The organism is Halomonas sp. JS92-SW72 (genome assembly GCF_003547075.1).
In the GTDB taxonomy this organism is placed as follows: Bacteria; Pseudomonadota; Gammaproteobacteria; order Pseudomonadales; family Halomonadaceae; genus Halomonas; species Halomonas alkalicola.
This window is the reverse complement of record NZ_CP032147.1, coordinates 2,013,085-2,035,627: the sequence shown is the minus strand read 5'-3', so window position 1 is coordinate 2,035,627 and position 22,543 is coordinate 2,013,085. Positions and strand designations below refer to the sequence as shown.

Sequence of the window (22,543 nt, the reverse complement as noted above, 5' to 3'; positions counted from 1 at the left end):
CGGCGAGCCGCACGGCGGTGTCCGGTCACTCACCGCCTCCCTCTTCCCCCTCATTTCCTCCGCCGCCCCTCGAGCCAGCGTCCCAGGCGCACCCGGCGGCGGGCAAACCAGCGATACCCCGCATCCATGAGGCCGGCGATCCCCGGCAGGCAGCTCAGCCAGACCAGGCGCCGATACCCCAGCACTGCATAGAGCGCCCGGCTGGCGTCCATGCCGATGAACCAGCGCCCCTCGGCGTCCTGCAGGTGCAGCCTGCCCATCATCGCCTCGAAGGTGCGCCCCAGCGCCTCGGCATCGAACTCCGCTGCCTGGATGTCCACCAGCGCCACGCGCTCGCGCCGCGGGTGGCGCGCCAGCCAGGCCACCTCCCGCTGGCAGAGCGGGCAGTGGCCGTCGTGGTAGAGGGTCACCGGAGCGAGTGCCTGTAGGGTGTCGCGCCGGCTCATGGTCTCTCCTCCCGGGAAGTGTGTTCCGCTGCGTAGCCGGCCAGGTGGAGGGCGCGCTGTCCCGCGGCCTCGGCGTGCCAGGCCGTCGTGCGCGGCAGCCGTGCCAGGAAGCGCTCGGCCTGGTCGCGGATGGCGGCCCGCTTGTCGTCACTCATGCGCCGGAGCGAGCCGTAGATCAGCTTCATGCGTGGGTTGGCGGAGAGCGTCTCGGCGTGGCGCTCCAGGAAGCGCCAGTAGAGGCTGTTGAGGGGGCAGGCGCGCTCGCCGGTCACCTGCTTCGGGTCGAAGCGGCAGTGGCGGCAGTGGTCCGACATGCGGTCGATGTACCTGCCCGAGGCGCAGTAGGGCTTGGAGCCCATCAGGCCGCCGTCGGCATGCAGCACCATGCCCAGCACGTTGGGCAGTTCCACCCACTCGCAGGCGTCGGCGTAGACCGCCAGGTACCAGTCGCAGAGCGCCTCGGGGGAGACATCGCAGAGCAGCGCGACGTTGCCGGTCACCATCAGCCGCTGGATATGGTGGGCGTAGGCGTGGTCGCGGGTCATCGCGATGGCCCGGCGCAGGCAGCGCAGCTCGGTGTCGCCGCTCCAGTAGCAGGCGGGCAGCGCCTGGCTCCCCCCCAGGGCGTTGCCACGCTTGTAGGCGGGCATGCGCGTCCAGTAGAGGCCTCGCACATACTCCCGCCAGCCCAGGATCTGGCGGATGAAGCCCTCCACCGAGTTGAGGGGGGCACGCCCCTCGAGATACTCCCGCTCCGCGCCCTCGCACACCTCCCGCGGGGAGAGCAGACCTATATTGAGCGCCGCGGCGAGCCGCGAGTGAAACAGGAAGGGCTCGGCGTCGCTGATGGCGTCCTGGTAGCGGCCGAAGTCCGGCAGCAGCTGGGCGAGGAAGTGGCGCAGGTCGACCAGCGCCTGGCGCCGCGTCACCGGCCAGTGGAAGCCCTCGAGGCGGCCGAAGTGCTCGCCGAAGTGCTCGGCGACCAGGGCGAACACCGCCTCGGTGGTGGCATCGCGACCGTGGCGTGGCGGCTCGGGGACCGCCAGACCGGCGTCCAGCGGCTCGCGGTTGTCGTGATCGTAGTTCCAGCGCCCTCCGGCGGGCGCATCGCCCTCCATCAAGAGGCCGGTGCGGCGGCGCTGCTCGCGATAGAAGTATTCCAGGCGCAGCGACTTGCGGCCCGCCGACCAGGCGGCGAAGTCGTCTGGGGTGGTATAGAAGCGGTCATCCTCCAGCAGGCGCCAGGGCAGGGCGGCGGCCTCCCGCTCCTTCATCGCCTGCCAGAGCCGCCACTCCCCCGGGCGCACCGCGCGGATCTCGTCGCAGCCGTAGAGGGCGGCCAGGCGTTCGGCCTCCGGAATCAGCGCCTGCAGGTTGTCGGGGTCGTCCAGGGCGCTGTAGTGAACCCGGAATCCGCGTTCGCGCAGCTCGCCCGCAAAGTGGCGCATGGCGGCCAGGATCAGGGCGATCTTCTGGGGATGGTGGGGCACGTAGGTGCCCTCGGCGGCCACCTCGCACAGCGCCACCACCGCATCGCCGGGCAGGTCGCGCAGGCTGGGCAGATCCAGACTCAGCTGGTCGCCGAGGAGCAGTACCAGGGGGCGGGGCATGGGCTCACCTGAAGCTGTACAAATATTGCCGATAGTACAACTTGATGCCCCGCGCGGCGAGCGGCCTGATACACTAGCCGCATCTCATCACTTCGTGTGCATCGATCAAGGAGCCCTCCCATGAGCACTGAGACCAAGGATTCGGCCAGCGCGGCCATGGACCGTCCCGGCGAGGGCCGCCTGGCCCATGCGCCCAGCGACCACCCGCCGGTGCCGCGTGCCCGGGTGGGGGTGGTGCTGGCCAACCTGGGCACCCCGGATGCCACCGACTACTGGTCGATGCGCCGCTACCTCAGCGAGTTCCTCTCCGACAAGCGGGTGGTCGACTACCCGAGCTGGAAGTGGCAGCCGCTGCTGCAGCTGATCATCCTGGCGCGGCGGCCCTTCAAGTCCGGCGAGGCCTATCGGAGCATCTGGAACACCGAGAAGGACGAGAGCCCGCTTTTGACCACGACCCGGGAGCAGACCCGCAAGGTGGCCGAGGGGCTCGCGGCGCACTACGGCGAGCAGGTGATGGTCGACTTCTGCATGCGCTACGGCAACCCCTCCACCGACAGCGTGCTGAAGCGCATGCAGGCCGCGGGCTGCGAGAAGATCCTCTTCTTCCCGCTCTACCCCCAGTACGCCTCGCCCACCACGGCGACCGCCAACGACCAGGCCTTTCGCACCCTGATGCAGCTCAAGTGGCAGCCGGCCCTGCGTACCGTGCCCGCCTACTTCGAACACCCCCAGTACATCGAGGCGCTGGCCGCTACGGTGCGCGAGGCTTACGAGGCCGCGGCGACGCCGCCCGAGGTGCTGGTGGCCTCCTACCACGGGGTGCCCAAGCGCTTCCTGATGGAGGGCGACCCCTACCACTGCCAGTGCCAGAAGACCACGCGACTGCTGCGCGAGGCGCTGGGCTGGGAGGGCGAGGCGATCCAGACCGCCTTTCAGTCCCAGTTCGGCCCCGAGGAGTGGGTCGGCCCCCAGACCGTGGAGCACGTGGCCGAGCTGGCCCGTCAGGGGAAGAAGCATATCGCGGTGATCTCGCCGGCCTTCTCCGCCGACTGCGTGGAGACCCTGGAGGAGATCGAGGAGGAGATCCGCGACGCCTTCCTGGCCGCGGGGGGAGAGACCTTCACCTACGTGCCCTGCCTGAATGCCCGCGACGACCATATCGCCGCGCTGCTCGCCATCATCGGCAACGAGCTCTCCGGCTGGGTAGCGCCCGGGGCCTGAGGGCCGCCGGGCGGTGTGCCGATATCAGTGGGGCAGGCGGGACTTCTGACGAGACCTCTGGCGTGACTGGCGGGTGCGCCACGGGTGGCGCGCCTTGGCGGGTCGCGCCACCCGGCTCTGGCCCACGTCCTCGTCGCGCAGCTCCGGCAGCGAGCCGCGGGTCCCGGTGGTGAAGCGCAGGTGCATGTGCAGCCCGGTCTTGGCCAGCATATGGCCGGTGACCGGCGCGGTGATGAAGAGGAACAGGGTGATCAGCAGCTCCTGCACGTGGAACTCCCGCTGGGTCACCGTGAAGTAGAGCATCGAGGCGATCAGCACGCAGCCGATCCCCAGGGTGGTGCCCTTGGTGGGGCCGTGCAGGCGCATGAAGAAGTCCTTGAACTGCAGCATGCCCAGGGAGCCGGTGAAGGCGAAGACGCCGCCTGCCACCAGCAGGAAGGCGACGACGCCTTCGGCCAGCAGGGTGAAGCTCATGGGTGCCTCCTCACTCGATGATGTCGCCGCGCAGCAGGTAGCGGCAGATGGCCATGGTACCGACGAAGCCCAGCATGGCGATCAGGATCGCCGCCTCGAAGTAGGTCTTGGTGTTGAGCCACAGCCCCAGCAGCACGATCAGCGCGATGGAGTTGACGTACAGGGTGTCCAGGGCCAGCAGGCGGTCGGGCACGTCGGGTCCCCTGGCCAGGCGCAGCACGTTCATGGCCATGGCCGCCACGATCAGGCCCAGGCTGATCATCAGCGCGGTCTCTAGCATTCGAAGATCTCCTTGAGCGGGCGCTCGTAGCGCTCCTGTATCTCGCGCACCAGCGCCTGCTCATCCTCCATGTCGAGCACATGGATCAGCAGCGATGAGCGGTCCAGGCGGATATTGGTGGAGACGGTCCCCGGGGTCATGGTGATGGTGTTGGCCAGCAGGGTGATGGTCAGCGGTTCCTTGACCTGCAGGGGATACTCGATGAAGCCGGGGTGGGGCTCGCGCTTCGGTGACAGGATCAGCAGGCTGACATGGATGTTGGCCTTGACGATGTCGTAGAGCACCACCAGCACGAACCAGGCCAGCTTGAGGGGGTGCCTGACCTGGGGCAGCGGCTCCCAGAAGCCGCGGGTGAGCAGCGGGATGCCCACCGCCAGGGCGGCGCCGAGGAGCAGCTGGCCCGGTGCGATGCTGCGTACCAGCAGCAGCCAGACGACCAGCAGCACCAGCGACAGGGTGGGGGTGGGCAACAGGCGACCCATGGCTCTCATGGTGACTCTCCCTCGTCGATGGTGTGCCGGCCGAACTGCAGGGCCGGGGATTCACCGAGCAGCCGGGAGACCACGACCCGTGGCGCGGCCAGCTGTTCGGCGGTATCGCGGGCGTAGTCGCTGACCGGGCCGGCGAAGCCTACCAGCAGCGGGGCGCTGGCCAGCAGCCAGAGCACGCCCGCCAGCTGCGGCCGGGAGACGCGGCCGCTCTCCACCTCGCCCTTGTAGCTGGCCCAGAAGAACACCGAGCCGGCGCGGGACATGGCGATCAGGGCGCAGAGCCCGGCCAGCAGCAGCAGCGGCCAGAGCCACAGCCGGGCGCTTCCCTCGGTGGCCTGCATCAGCAGCAGCTTGCCCAGGGCGCCGGCCAGGGGGGGGAGGCCGGCCACCGCCACGGCGGCGACCAGGAACATGCCGCCCAGCAGATGGCGCTGATAGAGGCGCCGGCCGCGCACCAGGCGGGTGCCCGCCTTGCCGCGCTGCTGGCCGATCAGCTCGGCGATCAGGTAGAGCGCCCCGCACGCCAGGGTGGTGTGGGGCAGGTAGAAGAGCAGCGCGCCGACGGCGTCCACGGAGCCCAGGGCCAGGCCGGCCAGCAGGGTGCCCACCGAGACCAGCACCAGGTAGGCCACCAGAGTGCGCAGGTCCCGGGCCGCCAGCACGCCGACCCCGGCCAGGGCGATGGTGGCCAGTCCCGCCCACCACAGCCAGGCGGTGATCGCCTCGGCGGCAGGCGACTCGCCGAAGATCAGCGATTGCACCCGCAGGATGGCGTAGAGCCCGACCTTGGTCATGATGGCGAACAGCGCGGCCACCGGCGCCGGGGCGGCGGCATAGGTGCGCGGCAGCCAGAAGTAGAGGGGCAGGAGCGCCGCCTTGAGGCTGAATACCACGATCAGCAGCAGGGCGCCGGCGGTCACCAGCGCCGCCTGGTCGCCGGACATCACCGCGACACGACGCGCCATGTCGGCCATGTTGAGGGTGCCGGTGGCGCCGTAGAGCACCCCCAGCGCCACCAGGAAGAGCGCCGAGCCAGCCAGGTTGAGGATCACGTAGTGCAGCCCGGCGCCGATGCGCTCCTTGCCGCCGCCGTGCATCAGCAGGGCATAGGAGGCCAGCAGCAGGATCTCGAAGAAGACGAAGAGGTTGAACAGGTCGCCGGTCAGGAAGGCCCCGTTGAGCCCCATCAACTGCAGCTGGAAGAGGCCATGGAAGTTGCTGCCCCGGGCGTCCTCGCCGGCGCTGGCGAAGAGCACGCAGCCCAGCGCCAGCACCGCGGTGAGGACGAGCATCAGCGCGGAGAGCCGATCCAGCATCAGCACGATGCCGAAGGGGGCATGCCAGTTGCCCAGGGCGTAGAAGAGCAGCCCGCCGCCGGCGGCGCCATGCAGCAGCCAGGCGCTGACCAGCACCTGGGCCGCGCACAGCGCCACGCTCAGCTGGCGCCGCCGGGTATCGCTGGCCTGGCTGGCCAGCAGCAGCGCCATGGCGCCGATCATCGGGATCAGCACCGGCAGGGTGATCAGGTGCTGCATCATTTCGCGTCTCCCGCTTCGCCGGACTGGCCATCCACGTGGTCGCTGCCCAGCTCGCTGCGCGCGCGGATCGCCAGGATCACCACGAAGGCGGTCATGGCGAAGCCGATGACGATGGCGGTGAGCACCAGCGCCTGGGGCAGCGGGTCGGCGGGGCTGATCGACTCGCCGATCACCGCCGCGGCGTGGGTGTGCAGGCCGCCGGTGGAGAAGAGGAAGAGGTTCACCGCATAGCCGAGCAGGGCGAGGCCGACGATGACCGGAAAGGTGCGCCCGCGCAGCAGCAGGTAGATGCCGCTGGCGGTGAGCACGCCGACCACCAGCGAGAAGAGGGCTTCCATCAGCGTTCCTCCAGCGTCGGGCGATGGATCGTGGTGACCCGGCCCAGGTTGATCAGGATCATCAGGGTGGCGCCGACCACGGCCAGGTAGACCCCCACGTCGAAGAGCATCGCCGAGGCCAGCTCGATCTCGCCGATCAGCGGGAGATGGAAGTGGCCGAAGGCGGAGGTGAGGAAGGGGTAGCCGAACAGCCAGCTGGCAAGGCCGGTGGCCACGGCGATGGCCAGGCCCGAGACCGCCACCACCGGGTAGGAGATCGGCAGGCGCTCGCGGGTCCAGTCGTGGCCGCGGGCCATGTACTGCAGGATCAGCGCCACGGCGGTGATCAGGCCGGCGATGAAGCCGCCGCCGGGCTGGTTGTGGCCGCGCAGGAAGATGTAGACCGACACCAGCAGGGCGAGCGGCAGCAGGATCTGGGCCACCACGGCGAGGATCATCGGGTGGCGGTGGCGCGACCAGCGGATGCCCTCCAGGTTGCCCGCCGGCATGAACAGCCGCATACGGTTGAGCAGCTTGAAGGTGGCCAGGCCCGCCAGGGTCAGCACGGTGATCTCCCCCAGGGTGTCGAAGCCGCGGAAGTCCACCAGGATGACGTTGACCACGTTGGTGCCGCCGCCGCCGGGCACCGCCTCGCGCAGGAAGTAGTCGGCGATCGAGAGCGTCTCCCGGGTCAGCAGCGCATAGTTGAGCATCGCCACCACCAGGCCCAGCGACACGGCCAGCAGCAGGTCGCGCAGGATGCGCCGGCTCGAGACCAGCAGGGGAGGGCGCTGGGGCAGGAAGAAGAGCGCCAGGATGAAGAGGATCATCGACACCACCTCCACCGAGAGCTGGGTCAGCGCCAGGTCGGGGGCGGAGAAGCGCACGAAGGTGAGCGAGACGGTGAGGCCCACCACCGAGAGCATCAGCAGCGAGACCAGCCGCCAGCGGTGGCTCAGGGCGCTGCCGATGGCACCGAAGACGATCAGTGCCGCCCCCAGCACCAGCATGCCGTCCACCGGCTGCAGGCCCAGCGGGCCGGTCAGGGCGTCGAGGCGGGTCAGGCCCACGGCCACCATGGCCAGGGCGGTGAGCAGCAGCAGCGCCTGGTAGCGCTGCAGGGAGCCGTTCTCCAGGCGCTGGGTGAGCCACAGCGCGGCCTTGATCACCCTCAGCACGGCGGCCTCGAAGATGCGCCCGGCGTCCCGCGCGGGGAACAGGGCGGCGATGGCGGCCAGCCGGCGGTGCTGGCGCAGCACCAGCACGCCCGCGATCACCGCTACCAGGCTCATGGCCAGGGGCAGGTTGAGGCCGTGCCACAGCGCCAGGGAGATCAGCGGGGTGGTGTCGCCCTGGACGGCGAGGCTGGCGGCGTTGACCAGGGGTGCGGCCAGGGTCATGGGGAAGAGACCCACCGCCAGGCTCATGGCGGCCAGGAACAGGCCCGGGGCCAGCATGCCGCGGGCCGGGTCATGGGCCTTGAGGGGCGGCTGGGCCTTCTGTTCCCGGGTCAGCTTGGGGGCGGCGAAGAACAGGCTCCAGATCAGGCGCAGCGAATAGGCCACCGAGAGGGTGGCGGCCACCATCACCAGCAGCGGGATCAGCGCGCTCAGCGCCCCCAGCACGTTGTTGAGCAGGCTCTGCTCGAACAGCATCTCCTTGGAGAGGAAACCGTTGAAGGGCGGGAAGCCCGCCATGGCGGAGCCCGCCAGGATCACCATGGTGCCGGTGAGCGGCATCATCGACCACAGGGCGCCCAGGCGGTCGATGTCACGGGTGCCGGTCTCGTGGTCGATGATGCCCACGCTCATGAACAGTGCCGCCTTGAAGGTGGCGTGGTTGAGGATGTGGAACACCGCGGCGACGATGGCCAGCGGACTGCCCAGCCCCAGCAGCAGGGTGATCAGGCCCAGGTGGCTCACCGTGGAGAAGGCCAGGATGCCCTTGAGGTCGCGCTCCAGGAGGGCGAACCAGGCGGCATAGAGCATGGTGGCGAGGCCCACCAGGGAGAGCGATACTGCCCACAGCGTGCTGTCGCCCAGCGCCGGGGTGAGCCGGGCCATCAGCAAGACCCCGGCCTTGACCATGGTGGCCGAGTGCAGGAAGGCCGAGACCGGGGTCGGCGCCGCCATGGCGTGAGGCAGCCAGAAGTGGAAGGGGAACTGGGCCGACTTGGTGAAGGCGCCGAACAGCACCAGCGCCAGGATCAGCGGGTAGTGCTCCGAGGCGCGGATCAGGTCGCCGGCGGCCAACACCTCGGTCATGTCGAAGCTGCCCACCGTCTGGCCGATCAGCAGCAGGCCGGCCAGCAGCGCCAGGCCGCCGGCACCGGTCACCGCCAGCGCCATGCGCGCCCCGCGGCGGGCGTCGCTGCGGTGCCCCCAGAAGCCGATCAGCAGGAAGGAGGTGATGCTGGTCAGCTCCCAGAACAGCCATAGCAGCAGCAGGTTGTCGGCCATGGCGATGCCGATCATGGCGGTCATGAACAGCATCATGTAGGAGAGGAAGCGACCGTCGTCCTCGTCGGCGCTCAGGTAGTGGCCGGCGTAGAAGAGGATCAGGCTGCCGATGCCGAGGATCAGCAGCGCGAAAAGCAGCGTCAGGCCGTCGATGCGCAGCGCCAGGTCGAGGCCGAGTTGGGGCATCCAGGCAAGGGAGACGCGGACCACCTCGCCGTCGATCACCGCCGGGGCCTGGGCAAGCACCAGGCCCAGAGCGAGCAGGGGAGCGATCAGGGTAGCGAGAACGCAGAGGCGTCGACCGTGGCGAGAGGTGGATATCGGCACCAGGGCGCCGAGCAGGGTGAGGAGGGGAATCCACATCAGTGCCATCGGTTTGCTCATCCACGCAATGGCGGGGGCACAACTGGCCAGGCCGGGCACCGGGGGTAGAGAGGGTGCGCTGTGGCCCGGGCAGCCACGTCACCGCCCGGCTCGTGTTCATCTCGATGCCCCGGCGGGGGATCGAGGCGCTGGTGTGCGGCAACCGGGCGCGGCGAAAAATCGCATGATAATCATTCACTAATGATACAATGGCGACTTTCGTTTAAGTTGTTGCGTGGCCCGTTCTTGCCACTCGCCGGCGAGAGTCTATAGGCTTTCTCTATTGATAAACAGGCTCCGGGGTGCTGCACCGCGTCATCCATTAGGCGAATGCTGACCTGGGTCAGCCTGGCCCGATCTGCGCGCCTTGGACCTTCGAACGAACCCGACCAGGAGAGTGACCTTGATGCAATTCGCCGTGCTATCGGGATTCCTGCTGGCCGCGCTGGCGCCGCTCTTTCATCGCTGGTTCGGCGATCGCACCAGCTTCTTCCTGGCCGCCTTCCCTGCCGCCCTGGCGCTCTGGTTCCTGACCCAGCTGCCGGCGGTGATGGCCGGTGAGACCCTGGTGCTCGCCATGGAGTGGGTGCCGTCGCTCGGCATGAGCCTGACCTTCGTGGTCGACGGCCTCTCGATGCTGTTCGCCCTGCTGGTGACCGGCATCGGCACCTTCGTGCTGATCTACGCCGGGGGCTACCTGAAGGGGCACCCGGACCTGGTGCGCTTCCACCTGGCGATCCTCGCCTTCATGGTCTCCATGCTGGGGCTGGTGCTGGCCGACGGCCTCTTCACCCTGTTCGTCTTCTGGGAGCTGACCAGCATCACCTCCTACCTGCTGATCGGCTTCAACCACACCGACCTGGAGGCGCGCAAGTCGGCCCGCCAGGGGCTCTTCGTCACCGTGGCGGGGGGGCTGGCGCTGATGGCGGGCCTGGCGATGCTGGGGGTGGCCGGCGGCAGCTGGTCGCTCTCCGAGCTCAATGCCATGGACGACGTGCTGCGCGACCATGACCTCTACACGCCGCTGCTGATCTGCCTGCTGCTGGGCGCCTTCACCAAGTCGGCCCAGTTCCCCTTCCACTTCTGGCTGCCCAACGCCATGGCGGCGCCGACCCCGGTCTCGGCCTACCTGCACTCGGCCACCATGGTCAAGGCGGGCATCTACCTGCTGGCGCGCCTGCAGCCGAGCCTGGGCGGCACCGAGCTGTGGACGGTGACGCTCTCGGTGGTGGGGGCGCTGACCATGTTCACCGGCGCCTTCCTGGCCATCCGCCACACCAACATCAAGAAGCTGCTGGCCTACTCCACGGTGATGGCGCTGGGCACCCTGACCATGCTGCTGGGCATCGGCACCGAGGGGGCACTGATCGCCTTCGTCACCTTCCTGCTCGCCCACTCCCTCTACAAGGGGGCGCTGTTCATGGTGGCCGGCATCCTCGACCACGAGACCGGTACCAAGGACGTCACCGCCATGGGCGGCCTGAGGCCGCTGATGCCGATCACCGCGGTGGTGGCCATGGTGGCGGCGCTGTCGCTTGCCGGGGTGCCACCGCTGTTCGGCTTCATCGGCAAGGAGCTGATGTTCGAGTCGGTGCTCGAGGCCAGCGCCTGGCGGGCGCTCGTCGTGCTGCTGGCCTTCAGCGCGGCGATCCTGACCATCGCCGTGGCCGCCATCATCGCCCTGCGCCCCTTCTACGGCCAGCGCCGCCAGACCCCGCGGGTGGCCCATGAGGCGCCGGCCTCGATGCTGCTCGGCCCGGCGGTGCTGGCCGTGCTCTCGCTGCTGCTGGGCCTGCTGCCGGCCCTGGCCGGCACCGGCCTGCTGACCGCTGCCGCCTCGGCGGTGGCCGGTACCTCGCTGGAGGTCAGGCTCTCGCTGTGGCACGGCATCAACCTGCCGCTTCTGATGTCGCTGGTCAGCCTGGCGCTGGGCTACCTGCTGTTCAAGCGCTGGGATCGCGTCAGGGCGCGGCTGGCGCGCCTCGACCCGCTGATCGCCCGGGGCCCGGAGGCCGGCTACGACGCCTTCATGGATGGCGTGGTGGTGGTCTCCGAGTGGCAGACCCGGGTGCTGCAGAACGGCTACATGCGCAACTACATCCTGGTGATGATCGTCACCCTGATCGCCCTGGTCGGTAACTCGCTGCTGCTGCGCCACGCCCCCCAGTTCCATGTCGCCCTGGACGTGCAGTTCCACGAGGCGATCGTGGTGGGCACCATGGTGATGGGGGCCCTGTTCGCCACCATCTCCCGCTCGCGGCTCGGTGCGGTGGTCTCGGTGGGCATCATGGGCTTCTCCATCGCGCTGATCTTCATCCTCTTCAGCGCCCCCGACCTCGGCATCACCCAGCTGCTGGTGGAGACCCTGACGGTGATCCTGCTGGTGCTGGTGCTGTTCCGCCTGCCGCGCTTCTCGAGCCTCTCCACCCCCCTGGAGCGGGTGCGCGACGTGGCCGTGGCCGGCAGCCTGGGCGGGCTGATCACCCTGCTGGTGCTCACCTCCTGGAGCATCGACCAGTTCGTGCCGATCTCCGACTACATGATCGCCAACAGCGCGCCGCTGGCCCACGGGCGCAATATCGTCAATGTGATTCTGGTGGACTACCGCGCGCTGGATACCCTGGGCGAGATCTTCGTGCTGGCGCTGGCCGCCATCGGGGTCTTCGCCATGCTCAAGCTGCGCGCCCCGGAGAAGCCGAAGAAGAGTGCTGCGACCAAGGAGAACGCCGATGGTTAAGTCCGGCACCATCATCCTCAACACGGCGGCGCGGCTCCTGATGCCGCTGCAGCTGCTGTTCTCGATCTTCCTGCTGCTGCGCGGCCACGACGAGCCCGGCGGCGGCTTCATCGCCGGCCTGGTGGCCGCCGGCGCCTTCATCCTCTACCTGTTCGCCTTCGGGGTCAGCGCCACCAAGGAGGTGCTGCGCATGCTCGACCCCCGCGACCTGATCGGCATGGGCCTGCTGCTGGGCATGATCTCGGTGGTGCCGGCCTGGTTCGTCGGCGAAGCCTTCCTCACCGCCCAGTGGTGGGAGATTCCCGGCATCGACTTCAAGGCCTCGACGCCGCTGATCTTCGATATCGGCGTCTACCTGGCTGTGCTCGGCTCGGTGCTGACCATGGTGATGACGCTGATGGAGGTGGACAAGGATGAGCCCTGAGAACGCCGCCCACCGGACAGGAGATACCTCATGGAACCCGTGATGGCGCTGGCCATCGGCATGATGTATGCCGCCGCGATCTTCCTGATGCTGCGTCGCTCCATCGTCAAGCTGGTGATCGGGCTGATGCTGCTGTCGAACGCCGCCAACCTGCTGATCTTCACCTCGGCGGGGATGACCCGCGGGGCGCCGCCGCTGATTCCCGAGGGCATGCTGGCGCCCGCCGGGGCGGTGGCCGACCCGCTGCCCCAGGCGGTGGTGCTGACCGCCATCGTGATCGCCTTCGGCGTGCTGGCCTTCGCCGTGGTGCTGATTCGCCGGGCCTACGAGATCGTCAAGGCCGATGACCTGGACAAGATGAAGGATACCGACACGTGAGGCCCGAAGTCGCACTTCCCGTCCTCCTGCCGCTGCTGTCGGGCGCCATCTCGCTGCTCTTCTGGCGCTCGCGGCCCATGCAACGCTTCACCGCCGTGGCCGGCAACCTGGCCCTGCTGGTGGTCTCGCTGTGGCTGTTTACCTCGGTGCACCAGGATGGCTACGTGACCATCCAGATGGGGGGCTGGGAGGCCCCCTACGGCATCACCCTGGTGGCCGACATGCTCAGCGCGGTGATGATCGTGCTCACCGCCCTGATCGGCCTGGTGCTGGCCGTCTACTCGCTGGCCTCCACCGGGCCCGACCACGAGAAGTTCGGCTACTACCCGCTGATGCACCTGCTGCTGGCCGGGGTCGCCGGCGCCTTCCTCACCGGCGACATCTTCAACCTCTACGTCTGGTTCGAGGTGATGCTGGTGGCCAGCTTCGCGCTGCTGATCCTCGGCGGCGAGAAGGCCCAGATGGAGGGGGCGATCAAGTACGTCACCCTCAACCTGCTGGCCTCGGTGATCTTCCTCACCGCCATCGGCCTGACCTACGGCATGGTGGGCACCCTCAACATGGCCGACATCGCCCTGCGCCTCCACGAGGCGGAGCACCAGGGCATGGTGGAGGTGCTGGCGGTGATGTTCATGGTGGCCTTCGGCATCAAGGCGGCGGCCTTCCCGCTGTTCTTCTGGCTGCCGGCCTCCTACCACACGCCGCCGGTGGCGGTGTCGGCGCTGTTCGCCGGCCTGCTCACCAAGGTGGGGGTCTACTCGCTGTTCCGGGTCTTCACCCTGATGTTCGACGAGACCCTGGACTATACCCAGGACCTGCTGATCTGGGGCGCGGCCCTGACCATGGTCACCGGGGTACTGGGGGCGGCGGCTCAGTACGAGTTCCGCCGCATCCTGTCGTTTCATATCGTCAGCCAGATCGGCTACATGATCCTGGGCCTGGCGCTCTACACGCCCCTGGCCATCGCCGGCGGCATCTTCGCGGTGATGCACAACATCGTGGTCAAGACCAACCTCTTCCTGATCAGCGGTATCACCCGGCGCCTGCAGGGCACCTACCAGCTCAAGAAGATGGGCGGGCTCTACAAGGAGCGCCCCTGGCTCGCCGTGGCCTTCTTCCTCTCCGCCTTCTCCCTGGCCGGCATCCCGCCGCTGTCAGGCTTCTTCGCCAAGTTCGTGATCGTACGCGCCGGCATCGAGGCCGAGGCCTACGTGGTCACCGGCATCGCCCTGGCGGTGGGCCTGATGACCCTCTACTCCATGGTCAAGATCTGGAACGAGGTGTTCTGGAAGGCGCTGCCCGAGGACAACCTGGTGCCCGAGCAGGAGACCGTGGTGGGCGACGATGGCCGCATGGTCAAGCCCAGTCTGTGGCTGATGACCCTGCCGGTGGGGGTGCTGGCGGCGCTGTCGCTTTTGATCGGCGTCTTCGCCGAGCCGCTGATGGGCCTGATGAACACCATCGGCGAGCAGCTGATGAACCCCCAGGGCTACATCGAGGCCGTGCTGGGCGGTAACGTGGATGTCAGCGAGGCCCTCATCGAGGCGCCGGCAAGCGAGGAGGCAAGCCCATGACCGGAGCCATCTGGAACCTGCTGCTGGCGCTCGCCTGGGTCGTGCTCAGCGGCGACTTCACCGGCCTCAACCTGGTGGTGGGGCTGGTGTTCGGCTACATCGCCCTGCTGCTGATCGAGCCCCAGGTGGAGGCCCTGCAGGGCTACCCCGCGCGTATCCCGAGGATCCTGGGCTTCATCGGCTTCTTCATCAAGGAGCTCTTGATGGCCAACCTCAAGGTGGCCTTCGACATCCTGACCCCGCCCTGGCACATGAAGCCCGGGGTGATCGCCATGCCCCTGGAGGCGCGTACCGAGCTCGAGATCACCATGGTGGCGAACCTGATCTCCCTGACCCCCGGCACCCTGAGTCTGGACGTCTCCGACGACCGCAAGGTGCTCTACATCCACGCCATGTTCCTCGACGATGAGGAGGAGCTGCGCCGCAACCTCAAGGAAATGGAATACCGTGCCCTGGAACTGTTTCGCTGAGCCTGGCCGCGAGGTACCCGCATGGATATCGTGATACTGATCAGCCAGGTCATCATGAGCCTCGCCCTGATCCTCTGCTTCGTGCGCGTGGTGCGCGGGCCGAGCCTGCCCGACCGGGTGGTGGCCCTGGAGCTCTTCGCCAGCATCGTGGTGGGTCTGGTGGGCGTCTACGCCATCAAGTCCGATGTCTCGAGCTTCATCGATGCGGCCATCGTCATCGCCCTGATGGGCTTCCTGGCCGCCATCGGCTTCGCCCGCTTCCTGGAACGTGGAGGACCGCGCGATGATTGAGTTCATCAAGGGTACCTTCGTCATCGCCGGCGCCCTGCTGATGCTGCTGGCGTCGCTGGGCATCCTGCGCCTGCCCGACCTGCTGACCCGCATGCACGCCACCACCAAGGCCGCGGCCCTGGGGGTGATCCTGATCATGCTGGCGGTGGCGATGCACTTCGCCGAGGTGGGAGTGGCGGCCCGCGCCTTCGCCATCATCGTCTTCATCCTGATGACCGCCCCGGTGGCGGCCCACATCATCGGCCGAGCCGGCTACTTCGTGGGTTCCAAGCTGTGGAGCGGCACGGTCAAGGACGAGCTGCGTCCCAACTATGACCCGCTCACCCACGAGCTGAAGAGCGGCCGCGAGACCGAGGCCAACGCCCGGCGCGAGCCGAAGGAGAGCGACCCCTCCTGATCCATGCTGACGCTGTCCGTCGAAGGCCGCCTCCGGGCGGCCTTCTGCCGTGAGGAGGGCAGGCGGGCTTTAAGTTATACATTTGTTGTACGATAATAATATCCTGTCCATGAAGATGGGGCCCCATCGTGCACCTCAAACCTCACCTGCCCAGCAAGACCTGCGGCCACTGCCAACGACCCTTCGCCTGGCGACGCAAGTGGGCGCGCTGCTGGGTGGAGGTGCGCTTCTGCAGCGAGCGCTGCCGCCGGGAGGCGCGCCGCGCGGGGAGGGCCACATGAGCCTGACCCTTGCCTGGCTGCGCCACGACATGCGCCTCGCCGACAACCCCCTGTTCCAGTTCGAGACCCCGCCCGAGCAGCTGCTCTGCGTCTACGTGCTCGACCGGGCCTGGCTGGAGACCCTGCCTGGCCTCGAGGCGCCGCGCATCGGGCCTGCCCGGCTGCGCTTCCTGTGGGAGAGCCTGATCGCCCTGCGCGGGGAGCTGCTCAGGCGCGGCAGCGACCTGCTGGTGCGGGTGGGCGACCCGGTGGCGGTGGTCGCTGAGCTCGCCGACCGGCACGGGGCCAGTCAGGTGCGGGTTCGTCGCGATGCCGGGCGGGACGAGACGCAGCAGGCACGCTGGCTGGCCGAGCGCCTGGGGGAGGGCGTTGCGCTGTGCCAGCCCGACAGCGGGCTGCTGCTGGACGAAGCGAGCCTGCCGGTGCCGGTGGCGGCCCTGCCGGGAAGCTTCTCGGCCTTTCGCCGCCGGGTGGAGCGTGACTGTGCGGTGTCGTCGGCGCTGCCGGCCCCGGTGACCCTGCCGCCCTGGCCCGAGGCGGCTCCCCGCGGCTTCCCGCCACTGGGCAAGGTGTGCAGCCGGGCGGCGTCCTGGACCCCCGACAAGCGCACGGCCTATCGCTTCGTCGGCGGCGAGGCCGAGGGGCTGGCCCGCCTGGAACACTACCTGTGGCAGAGCGGCGCCGTGGCCCGCTACAAGCAGACCCGCAACGACCTGCTGGGCGCCGACTTCTCCACCCGGTTCTCGGCCTGGCTGGCCCACGGCTGCCTCTCGGCGCGCCAGGTGCACGATGCGGTGCGGGCCTGGGAGGCCCGGCATGGCGCCAATGAGTCGAGTGGCTGGGTCATCTTCGAACTGCTGTGGCGCGACTACTTCCACTGGGCGGCCCGCCAGGAGGGGGCGACGCTCTTCGGCCCCCGCGGGCTCCCCCCGGGGAGCGACGCCTTCCGGGCTTGGTGCGAGGGGCGCACCGGGATGCCCTTCATCGACGCGGCCATGCGCGAGCTGGCCACCACCGGCTGGCTCTCCAACCGGGCTCGCCAGAACGTGGCCAGCTACCTGGTCCATGAGCTCGGCGTCGACTGGCGGCTGGGGGCGGCCTGGTTCGAGCATGCGCTGATCGATTTCGATGTGGCCAGCAACTGGGGCAACTGGCGCTATGTGGCCGGCATCGGGCGTGACCCCCGCGGGCACCGTTTCGATGTGCTCTGGCAGGCCGCGCACTACGACCCCGACGGGGCCTTCGTGGCGCACTGGCTGCCCGAGCTCGCCGCGCTGCCCCCGGGCAGCGGCCGGCATCGTCCCTGGACGGTGGCGCCCGAGCACTTTGCACCCCCCCTGCCGGAGGCGCCCGGCCAGGGGGAGCAGGCCGGAGCACGGCAGAGTGGCTGAGGCGCCCGTCCAGCTGGTGTGGTTCAAGCGCGACCTGCGCAGCCACGACCACCGGCCCCTCGCCGAGGCCTGCGCCGCGGGGCCCGTGCTGCCGGTCTACGTGATCGAGCCGTCGCTCTGGCAGCAGCCCGACAGCGCCCAGCGCCACTGGGACTTCATCGCCGAGAGCCTCGAGGCGCTGGCCGATGCCCTTGCCGAGTTCGGCCTGCCGCTCTGCGTGCTGGAGGGGGAGGCGGTCGAGGTGCTGGAGCGGGTGGTCGCCCTCCTTGGCCCCTGCGTGCTGCGCTCCCACCAGGAGACCGGTAACGCCTGGAGCTTCGCCCGCGACCGCGCGGTGGCCGGCTGGTGCCGGCGACGGGGCGTGCCCTGGCACGAGGCCCGCCAGCACGGCGTGATCCGCGGGCTGGGGCATCGCCGCGGCTGGGCGACCCAGTGGGAGGCGCTGATGGCCGAGCCACTGGTGGCCCCGCGCCCGGCTCGCCCACCCGAGGGGTGGCAGCGGTTGGCTCCGCTGCCTCGCCCGCACTGGCGGGCCCGCCCGCTCGGCGCAGACCGCGAGCCCTGCCCGGGGCGCCAGGTCGGAGGTCGGCCCGCGGGACTCGACGCCTGGCACTCCTTCCTGGCGGGGCGAGGGGTGCGCTTCCACCGGGACATCGGCAGTCCCGACCGCGCCCGTCGTACCGGCTCCCGGCTCTCGCCCCACCTCGCCTGGGGCACGCTCTCCCTGCGCGAGGTGGTGCAGGGGCTGCGCCGGGCCAGGGGCGAGCGGCGCGGCGACGCCGAGTGGTCCCGGGCCCTTGCCGCCCTGGAGTCGCGGCTGTACTGGCACTGCCACTTCATCCAGAAGCTGGAGAGCGAGCCTGCGCTGGAGCAGCGCACCCTGCACCCCGCCCTGCGCGGGCTGCGCGAGACACCCGCCCCCGAGCGGCTGGCCGCCTGGTGCGAGGGGCGCACCGGCGTGCCTCTGGTGGATGCCTGCATGATCTCCCTGCGGGAGACCGGCTGGCTCAATTTTCGCATGCGCGCCATGCTGGTCTCCTTCGCCACCTTCGGGCTGGGGCTGCCCTGGCGTGACCCGGCCCTGCACCTGTCGCGGCTCTTCGTCGACTACGAACCCGGCATCCACTATCCCCAGGTGCAGATGCAGGCGGGGCTCACCGGCACCAACGCCCTGCGGGTCTACAACCCTCTCAAGCAGGCCGCGGAGCGCGACCCCGAGGGACGCTTCGTGGCACGCTGGCTGCCCGCCCTGGCGGGGCTGCCATCGACCTGGCGGCACCGTCCCTGGGCCCTGCCGGCCGCCGAGCGTGCCGCCCTGAACTTCCACCCGGGGCGGGACTACCCGCGGCCGATCCATGACTTCGAGGCGGAGGCGCGACACTGGAAGCGCGAGCTCCACGCTGCCCGGCGCGCCCCTGGGGCTCACGAGGCCAGCGAGGCGCTGCTGGAGCGGCTCGCCAGTCGCCGGCCCGGGCGGCGCCCCGGCACGCCGGCCGCCTCGCTCCAGCTCTCGCTCTTTTCGGAACCCGACCAGGAGACGCCATGACTGCCGCTCGCCTTCCTCGACTTCCCCTTGGCCTCGGTCTCGCCGGGCTGCTCCCGTTCCTCGCGCTGGCGGGGAGTGCCTGGCTGGCGCCGCTGGCCTGGCAGCTTGTCGCCATTCCGGCCTTCCTCACCTACAGCGCCGTGATCCTCTCCTTCCTGGGCGGGGTGCAGTGGGGCGTGGCGATGTCCCTGGAGCCGGACGACAGCGCCGGCTTCCGGACGCGGCTGGCCCTGAGTATGGCGCCGAGCCTGATCGCCTGGCCGGCGCTGCTGCTGCACCCGGCCATCGGGGCCTGGGTGCTGATCGCCGGCTTCCTGGTGGTGCGCCTGCACGAGTGCGGCAGGGCGAGCCGCGAGCTGCTGCCCATCTGGTACCAGTCGCTGCGCACCCTGCTGACCGTGGTGGCGGTGGCCTGCCACGGGCTGGTGATCTGGCGCCTCGCCGGCGGCTAGGGGGGGTGGTGGTGGTGCCGATTCTGCGCGATGATCGGCCTGAACCATCCCCCCTGAACCTCGCCATGGAGAGCGCAAGCGTGATGAAACGGACTCTGACCCTCGGCCTTCTGCTGGGCCTGCTGGCCGGCTGCCAGAGCGGCCCGGCCCGGGACGCCCGGGCGGCGGATGAGCCTGCCGCCGACGCTACCCCGGCGGCGGCCGAGGCGACCGCCAGCGAGGCCGAACCGGCCCCGCCTGCCAACTTCGACGCCTGGCGCGCCCAGTTTCGACGAGAGGCCCGCCGCGAAGGCATCTCCGAGGCGACCCTGGCGCGCGCCCTGGACGGCGTCCGCTACCGGCCGCGGGTGATCGAGCTGGACCGCTCCCAGCCGGAGTTCGTGCGTCCCATCTGGCAGTATCTGGACAGCGCCGTCTCCGCCCAGCGGGTCACCCAGGGGCGCGCCAAGCTGGCCGAGCATCGCGACACCGCGCGGCGCATGGAGCAGCGCTACGGCGTGCCCGCCGAGGTGGTCGTGGCGATCTGGGGCATCGAGAGCAACTACGGCGGCAACTTCGGCAGCTTCTCGACCCTCGACGCGCTCTCCACCCTGGCCTTCGACGGTCGACGTCGCGACTTCGCCCGCGGCGAGCTGCTCGCCGCCCTGCGCATCATCGAGGTCGGCGACATCGCCCCGGAGCGCATGATCGGCTCCTGGGCCGGTGCCATGGGCCATACCCAGTTCATTCCCTCGAGCTTCGAGGCCTACGCCGTGGACGGCGACGGCGACGGTCGCCGCGACATCTGGGACAGCATTCCCGACGTCATGGCCTCCACCGCTAACTACCTGGCGCGGGCCGGGTGGGTCCCGGGCCAGACCTGGGGCGTGGAGGTCGTGCTTCCGGACGGCTTTGACTACGCCCAGGCGGCGCTTGCCAACCGGCGCTCGGCCCGAGAGTGGGCCGACCTCGGCGTGCGCCCGGTCGGCGGCGGCCGCCTGCCCGACTTCGACACGGCCTCGGTGATCGTGCCCGCCGGGGCCCGCGGCCCGGCCTTCCTGGTGGGTCCCAACTACCGGGCGATCCTGCGCTACAACAACGCCACCAGCTATGCCCTGGCGGTGGGATCCCTGGCCGACCAGATCGCCGGCCGCGGTGGCATCCAGGCCGGCTGGCCCCGGGACGAGCAGCCGCTGAGCCGTGACCAGGTGCGCGAGATGCAGCGCTCGCTCAACGCCCGCGGCTTCGAGGTGGGAACCCCGGACGGCATCATGGGCCCCAACACCCAGCGCGGGCTGCGGGCCTACCAGCAGTCGATCGGCGTCACGCCGGACGGCTTCGCCACCCTGCGGCTGCTGGAGCGCCTCCAGCGCTGAGGGCGGCCCGGTGCGTCAGGCGGGGAACCCCCGGCCCTCTATGCGGTCCATCTGCACGTTTTGTGTATTTTTCTCTGCCCCAGAAAGGAGATCACCCATGGACTTCGCTGCCTCGACGCGCCGCATGGTGCGCCCCCTCGCCCTGGCTGCCGGGCTCCTGGCCGGCATGGCCCAGGCCGGCGCCGACGACAAGGTGTTCGGCTGGGTCGAGCGCGCCACCATCGAGCCCTGGGGCGTGGCGGTGAAGGCCAAGCTGGACAGCGGGGCGCTGACCTCGTCGCTGGATGCCCGGGAGATCGAGACCTTCGAGCGCGACGGCGAGGAGTGGGTGAGCTTCCGACTCAAGCTGGAGGATACCGCCAGCGGCGAGGCCTTCACCGAGCAGCTCGAGCTGCCGCTCTATCGCGACCTGCGCGTGCGCGGGGCCGGGGGGCGCGACGAGCGGCCGGTGGTGCTGATGAAGGTCTGCCTCGGCGATACCGTCTATGAGGAGCAGTTCAGCCTGCGCGACCGCGAGGAGATGAACTATCCGCTGCTGCTGGGGCGGCGCACCATCTCCCACCTGGGTCTGCTGGACGTGCGCGAGACCTTCCTGCAGCGCCCGAACTGCAGCGAGGAGTCACCGCTTCTCGAGCATGAGCCGGACGAGATGGGCGAGGGCCACGACGGCTGACGCCACCCCCCGGGTCAGAACAGCCGGGCCAGCAGGGCGGTCACCGCGGTCTCCACGCGCAGGATGCGCGGCCCCAGGTGGATGCCCTCGCAGCCCGCCTCGAGCAGCTTCTCCACCTCCCAGGGAATGAACCCGCCCTCCGGCCCCACCAGCAGCAGGGTGGGGTCGGCTATCCCCCGCGGGCAGGCCTGGGCCATGCCGGGGTGGGCCAGCAGGCCGCGCCGCCCCTCGAGCAGGCCGGGCAGGCGCTCTTCCACGAAGGGGCGAAAGCCCTTCTCCAGGGTGACCGTGGGCAGCAGGGTGTCGCGGGCCTGTTCGAGCCCCAGCACCAGGTGCTGGTGGATCTTCTCCGCGGCCAGCTCCGGCGACTGCCAGTAGCTCTTCTCCACCCGGCGGGTGTGCAGCAGGGTGATAGCCTTCACGCCCAGCGCGGTGGCATGCTCCAGGCTTCTCGCCAGCATGCGCGGCCGCGGCAGGGCCAGCACCAGGTGTACCGGCAGGGCCGGGGGCGGCGGCTGGTCGAGGCCGTCCAGGCTGAAGGTGGCTTCCCGGTCATCGAGGGCGAGCAGCTCGCCCTGGCCGATGCCGCCATCCAGCACCCCCAGCGTCAGGCGGTCGCCCGGCGTGGCGCGATGCACCTCGCGCAGGTGGCGCAGTCGGCGCGGGTCGGTGACCCGGGCCAGGCGGTGGTTCTCGATATCCTCCGGAGCAAGCAGGATCAGGTTCATCGGTGCCTCGCGTTGGCGGCAATGTCGTGCATGGCCTTGCATGGATGGTGTCGCGGTGCACAATAGCCGTACAGGGGTTCATGCCCCCACATCGACCGAGGAGCAGCGCCGTGCGCGTGATTCGCAAGTATGCCAACCGCAGGCTCTATGATACCGAACAGAGCCGCTATGTGACCCTCGAGGATCTGCGCCAGCTGGTGCTCGATGACGTGCCCTTCCGCGTCGAGGACGCCAAGAGCGGCGAGGACCTGACGCGCACCATCCTGCTGTCGATCATCATCGAGCAGGAGCAGGCCGACGGCGATGCCGAGGTGTTCTCTAACGACCTGCTGGCCCAGTTCATCCGCGTCTACGACATGGCCCAGCCGCTGCCCCTGGCCCGCTACCTGGAGCAGGGAACCCGGCTGATGATGGAGCAGCAGCAGCGCATGCAGGATCAGTGGCAGCAGGCCATGCGCCACTCGCCCATGGAGCTGATGCGCGAGCTGGCCGAGGAGAACATGAAGTTCTGGCAGCAGACCATCGGCCAGGCCGGCGGCAAGAATGATGATGAGACGAAGTGAGGCCCGGGCGCAGGCGCGCGCTTTCTGACATAATGCCGCCTCGTTACGGCTCGTCGAGCTTTCGATTCGCAGAATGCAGGTGGA

At 69.5% G+C, this 22,543-nt stretch carries 24 protein-coding genes; 15 read left to right on the top strand and 9 right to left on the bottom strand.

The features are described from left to right. Positions 1-50: 50 nt before the first annotated feature. Complete coding sequence (locus D1793_RS09505; RefSeq protein ID WP_119021955.1) at positions 51-446, bottom strand: DUF393 domain-containing protein; 396 nt, start codon at positions 444-446, stop codon at positions 51-53. Beyond that, complete coding sequence (locus D1793_RS09500) at positions 443-2,056, bottom strand: cryptochrome/photolyase family protein (protein WP_119021954.1); 1,614 nt, start codon at positions 2,054-2,056, stop codon at positions 443-445. The genes D1793_RS09505 and D1793_RS09500 overlap by 4 nt, the downstream gene beginning before the upstream one ends. 120 nt (positions 2,057-2,176) lie before the next feature. On the opposite strand from D1793_RS09500, the gene hemH reads away from it, so the two are divergent. Next, a complete protein-coding gene (gene hemH / locus D1793_RS09495) occupies positions 2,177-3,277 on the top strand; it encodes a ferrochelatase (protein WP_240407632.1) in 1,101 nt (366 codons plus the stop codon). Positions 3,278-3,301: 24 nt separating this feature from the next. Here hemH and D1793_RS09490 read toward each other — a convergent pair whose 3' ends face one another. The 6 genes from D1793_RS09490 to D1793_RS09465 are packed head-to-tail and all read right to left on the bottom strand — an operon-like array spanning position 3,302 to position 9,208. After that, positions 3,302-3,751 carry a Na+/H+ antiporter subunit G gene (locus D1793_RS09490; protein WP_119021953.1) on the bottom strand — a complete coding sequence of 150 codons (450 nt, stop codon included), beginning with the start codon at positions 3,749-3,751 and terminating at the stop codon, positions 3,302-3,304. Between the two features lie 10 nt (positions 3,752-3,761). Beyond that, the gene (locus tag D1793_RS09485) at positions 3,762-4,031 is read right to left on the bottom strand and encodes a K+/H+ antiporter subunit F (protein ID WP_119021952.1); all 270 of its coding nucleotides are present in this window, start codon (positions 4,029-4,031) and stop codon (positions 3,762-3,764) included. Further along, a complete protein-coding gene (locus D1793_RS09480) occupies positions 4,025-4,522 on the bottom strand; it encodes a Na+/H+ antiporter subunit E (protein WP_119021951.1) in 498 nt (165 codons plus the stop codon). Before D1793_RS09480 ends, D1793_RS09485 begins: the two co-directional genes overlap by 7 nt. Continuing rightward, positions 4,519-6,060, bottom strand: coding sequence for a monovalent cation/H+ antiporter subunit D (locus D1793_RS09475; protein WP_119021950.1), 1,542 nt, complete (start codon positions 6,058-6,060; stop codon positions 4,519-4,521). Before D1793_RS09475 ends, D1793_RS09480 begins: the two co-directional genes overlap by 4 nt. Next, positions 6,057-6,398, bottom strand: coding sequence for a Na+/H+ antiporter subunit C (locus tag D1793_RS09470; RefSeq protein WP_119021949.1), 342 nt, complete (start codon positions 6,396-6,398; stop codon positions 6,057-6,059). Before D1793_RS09470 ends, D1793_RS09475 begins: the two co-directional genes overlap by 4 nt. Then, positions 6,398-9,208 carry a monovalent cation/H+ antiporter subunit A gene (locus D1793_RS09465; protein WP_119021948.1) on the bottom strand — a complete coding sequence of 937 codons (2,811 nt, stop codon included), beginning with the start codon at positions 9,206-9,208 and terminating at the stop codon, positions 6,398-6,400. Before D1793_RS09465 ends, D1793_RS09470 begins: the two co-directional genes overlap by 1 nt. A 397-nt stretch (positions 9,209-9,605) precedes the next feature. Here D1793_RS09465 and D1793_RS09460 point away from each other — a divergent pair, with 397 nt between their 5' ends. From D1793_RS09460 to D1793_RS09400, 13 genes are all read left to right on the top strand, one after another. Beyond that, a complete protein-coding gene (locus D1793_RS09460; protein ID WP_119021947.1) occupies positions 9,606-11,936 on the top strand; it encodes a putative monovalent cation/H+ antiporter subunit A in 2,331 nt (776 codons plus the stop codon). After that, a complete protein-coding gene (locus D1793_RS09455) occupies positions 11,929-12,360 on the top strand; it encodes a Na+/H+ antiporter subunit B (RefSeq protein WP_119021946.1) in 432 nt (143 codons plus the stop codon). The genes D1793_RS09460 and D1793_RS09455 overlap by 8 nt, the downstream gene beginning before the upstream one ends. Before the next feature lie 30 nt (positions 12,361-12,390). After that, complete coding sequence (locus tag D1793_RS09450; RefSeq protein ID WP_110068511.1) at positions 12,391-12,738, top strand: Na+/H+ antiporter subunit C; 348 nt, start codon at positions 12,391-12,393, stop codon at positions 12,736-12,738. Next, positions 12,735-14,312, top strand: coding sequence for a Na+/H+ antiporter subunit D (locus D1793_RS09445; protein ID WP_119021945.1), 1,578 nt, complete (start codon positions 12,735-12,737; stop codon positions 14,310-14,312). Before D1793_RS09450 ends, D1793_RS09445 begins: the two co-directional genes overlap by 4 nt. Then, positions 14,309-14,782, top strand: coding sequence for a Na+/H+ antiporter subunit E (locus D1793_RS09440; protein WP_119021944.1), 474 nt, complete (start codon positions 14,309-14,311; stop codon positions 14,780-14,782). Before D1793_RS09445 ends, D1793_RS09440 begins: the two co-directional genes overlap by 4 nt. Positions 14,783-14,803: 21 nt before the next feature. Continuing rightward, the gene (locus D1793_RS09435) at positions 14,804-15,073 is read left to right on the top strand and encodes a cation:proton antiporter (protein WP_110068514.1); all 270 of its coding nucleotides are present in this window, start codon (positions 14,804-14,806) and stop codon (positions 15,071-15,073) included. Next, positions 15,066-15,470, top strand: coding sequence for a monovalent cation/H(+) antiporter subunit G (gene mnhG, locus D1793_RS09430; protein WP_119021943.1), 405 nt, complete (start codon positions 15,066-15,068; stop codon positions 15,468-15,470). The genes D1793_RS09435 and mnhG overlap by 8 nt, the downstream gene beginning before the upstream one ends. A 128-nt stretch (positions 15,471-15,598) precedes the next feature. After that, positions 15,599-15,751, top strand: a complete 153-nt coding sequence (locus D1793_RS09425) for a DUF2256 domain-containing protein (RefSeq protein ID WP_119021942.1) — start codon at positions 15,599-15,601, stop codon at positions 15,749-15,751. Then, a complete protein-coding gene (locus D1793_RS09420; protein ID WP_119021941.1) occupies positions 15,748-17,142 on the top strand; it encodes a DASH family cryptochrome in 1,395 nt (464 codons plus the stop codon). The genes D1793_RS09425 and D1793_RS09420 overlap by 4 nt, the downstream gene beginning before the upstream one ends. Continuing rightward, positions 17,135-18,688 carry an FAD-binding domain-containing protein gene (locus D1793_RS09415; RefSeq protein WP_119021940.1) on the top strand — a complete coding sequence of 518 codons (1,554 nt, stop codon included), beginning with the start codon at positions 17,135-17,137 and terminating at the stop codon, positions 18,686-18,688. The genes D1793_RS09420 and D1793_RS09415 overlap by 8 nt, the downstream gene beginning before the upstream one ends. Next, positions 18,685-19,140 (top strand): DUF3429 domain-containing protein, encoded by a 456-nt coding sequence (locus tag D1793_RS09410; RefSeq protein ID WP_119021939.1) that lies wholly within the window; start codon positions 18,685-18,687, stop codon positions 19,138-19,140. Before D1793_RS09415 ends, D1793_RS09410 begins: the two co-directional genes overlap by 4 nt. An 83-nt stretch (positions 19,141-19,223) precedes the next feature. Beyond that, positions 19,224-20,495, top strand: a complete 1,272-nt coding sequence (locus tag D1793_RS09405) for a lytic murein transglycosylase (RefSeq protein ID WP_119021938.1) — start codon at positions 19,224-19,226, stop codon at positions 20,493-20,495. Between the two features lie 166 nt (positions 20,496-20,661). After that, positions 20,662-21,168: an ATP-dependent zinc protease gene (locus D1793_RS09400; protein WP_240407830.1), complete on the top strand. Its 507-nt coding sequence runs from the start codon at positions 20,662-20,664 to the stop codon at positions 21,166-21,168. Positions 21,169-21,182: 14 nt separating this feature from the next. On the opposite strand, the gene D1793_RS09395 is transcribed toward D1793_RS09400, so the two are convergent. Next, entirely contained in the window at positions 21,183-21,896 is a 714-nt protein-coding gene (locus D1793_RS09395; RefSeq protein ID WP_119021936.1) for a 16S rRNA (uracil(1498)-N(3))-methyltransferase, read from the bottom strand. 110 nt (positions 21,897-22,006) lie between these two features. On the opposite strand from D1793_RS09395, the gene phaR reads away from it, so the two are divergent. Then, on the top strand, positions 22,007-22,459 hold the full coding sequence (phaR, locus tag D1793_RS09390; protein WP_110068518.1) for a polyhydroxyalkanoate synthesis repressor PhaR: 453 nt from the start codon (positions 22,007-22,009) through the stop codon (positions 22,457-22,459). Positions 22,460-22,543: the final 84 nt, after the last annotated feature.

Excerpts from the sequence above, each read along its gene's own strand:
- D1793_RS09505 (WP_119021955.1), bottom strand. The coding sequence starts at position 446 with ATGAGCCGGCGCGACACCCTACAGGCACTCGCTCCGGTGACCCTCTAC.
- D1793_RS09500 (WP_119021954.1), bottom strand. The coding sequence starts at position 2,056 with ATGCCCCGCCCCCTGGTACTGCTCCTCGGCGACCAGCTGAGTCTGGAT.
- hemH (WP_240407632.1), top strand. The coding sequence starts at position 2,177 with ATGAGCACTGAGACCAAGGATTCGGCCAGCGCGGCCATGGACCGTCCC.
- D1793_RS09490 (WP_119021953.1), bottom strand. The coding sequence starts at position 3,751 with ATGAGCTTCACCCTGCTGGCCGAAGGCGTCGTCGCCTTCCTGCTGGTG.
- D1793_RS09485 (WP_119021952.1), bottom strand. The coding sequence starts at position 4,031 with ATGCTAGAGACCGCGCTGATGATCAGCCTGGGCCTGATCGTGGCGGCC.
- D1793_RS09480 (WP_119021951.1), bottom strand. The coding sequence starts at position 4,522 with ATGAGAGCCATGGGTCGCCTGTTGCCCACCCCCACCCTGTCGCTGGTG.
- D1793_RS09475 (WP_119021950.1), bottom strand. The coding sequence starts at position 6,060 with ATGATGCAGCACCTGATCACCCTGCCGGTGCTGATCCCGATGATCGGC.
- D1793_RS09470 (WP_119021949.1), bottom strand. The coding sequence starts at position 6,398 with ATGGAAGCCCTCTTCTCGCTGGTGGTCGGCGTGCTCACCGCCAGCGGC.
- D1793_RS09465 (WP_119021948.1), bottom strand. The coding sequence starts at position 9,208 with ATGGCACTGATGTGGATTCCCCTCCTCACCCTGCTCGGCGCCCTGGTG.
- D1793_RS09460 (WP_119021947.1), top strand. The coding sequence starts at position 9,606 with ATGCAATTCGCCGTGCTATCGGGATTCCTGCTGGCCGCGCTGGCGCCG.
- D1793_RS09455 (WP_119021946.1), top strand. The coding sequence starts at position 11,929 with ATGGTTAAGTCCGGCACCATCATCCTCAACACGGCGGCGCGGCTCCTG.
- D1793_RS09450 (WP_110068511.1), top strand. The coding sequence starts at position 12,391 with ATGGAACCCGTGATGGCGCTGGCCATCGGCATGATGTATGCCGCCGCG.
- D1793_RS09440 (WP_119021944.1), top strand. The coding sequence starts at position 14,309 with ATGACCGGAGCCATCTGGAACCTGCTGCTGGCGCTCGCCTGGGTCGTG.
- D1793_RS09435 (WP_110068514.1), top strand. The coding sequence starts at position 14,804 with ATGGATATCGTGATACTGATCAGCCAGGTCATCATGAGCCTCGCCCTG.
- mnhG (WP_119021943.1), top strand. The coding sequence starts at position 15,066 with ATGATTGAGTTCATCAAGGGTACCTTCGTCATCGCCGGCGCCCTGCTG.
- D1793_RS09420 (WP_119021941.1), top strand. The coding sequence starts at position 15,748 with ATGAGCCTGACCCTTGCCTGGCTGCGCCACGACATGCGCCTCGCCGAC.
- D1793_RS09410 (WP_119021939.1), top strand. The coding sequence starts at position 18,685 with ATGACTGCCGCTCGCCTTCCTCGACTTCCCCTTGGCCTCGGTCTCGCC.
- D1793_RS09405 (WP_119021938.1), top strand. The coding sequence starts at position 19,224 with ATGAAACGGACTCTGACCCTCGGCCTTCTGCTGGGCCTGCTGGCCGGC.
- D1793_RS09400 (WP_240407830.1), top strand. The coding sequence starts at position 20,662 with ATGGCCCAGGCCGGCGCCGACGACAAGGTGTTCGGCTGGGTCGAGCGC.
- D1793_RS09395 (WP_119021936.1), bottom strand. The coding sequence starts at position 21,896 with ATGAACCTGATCCTGCTTGCTCCGGAGGATATCGAGAACCACCGCCTG.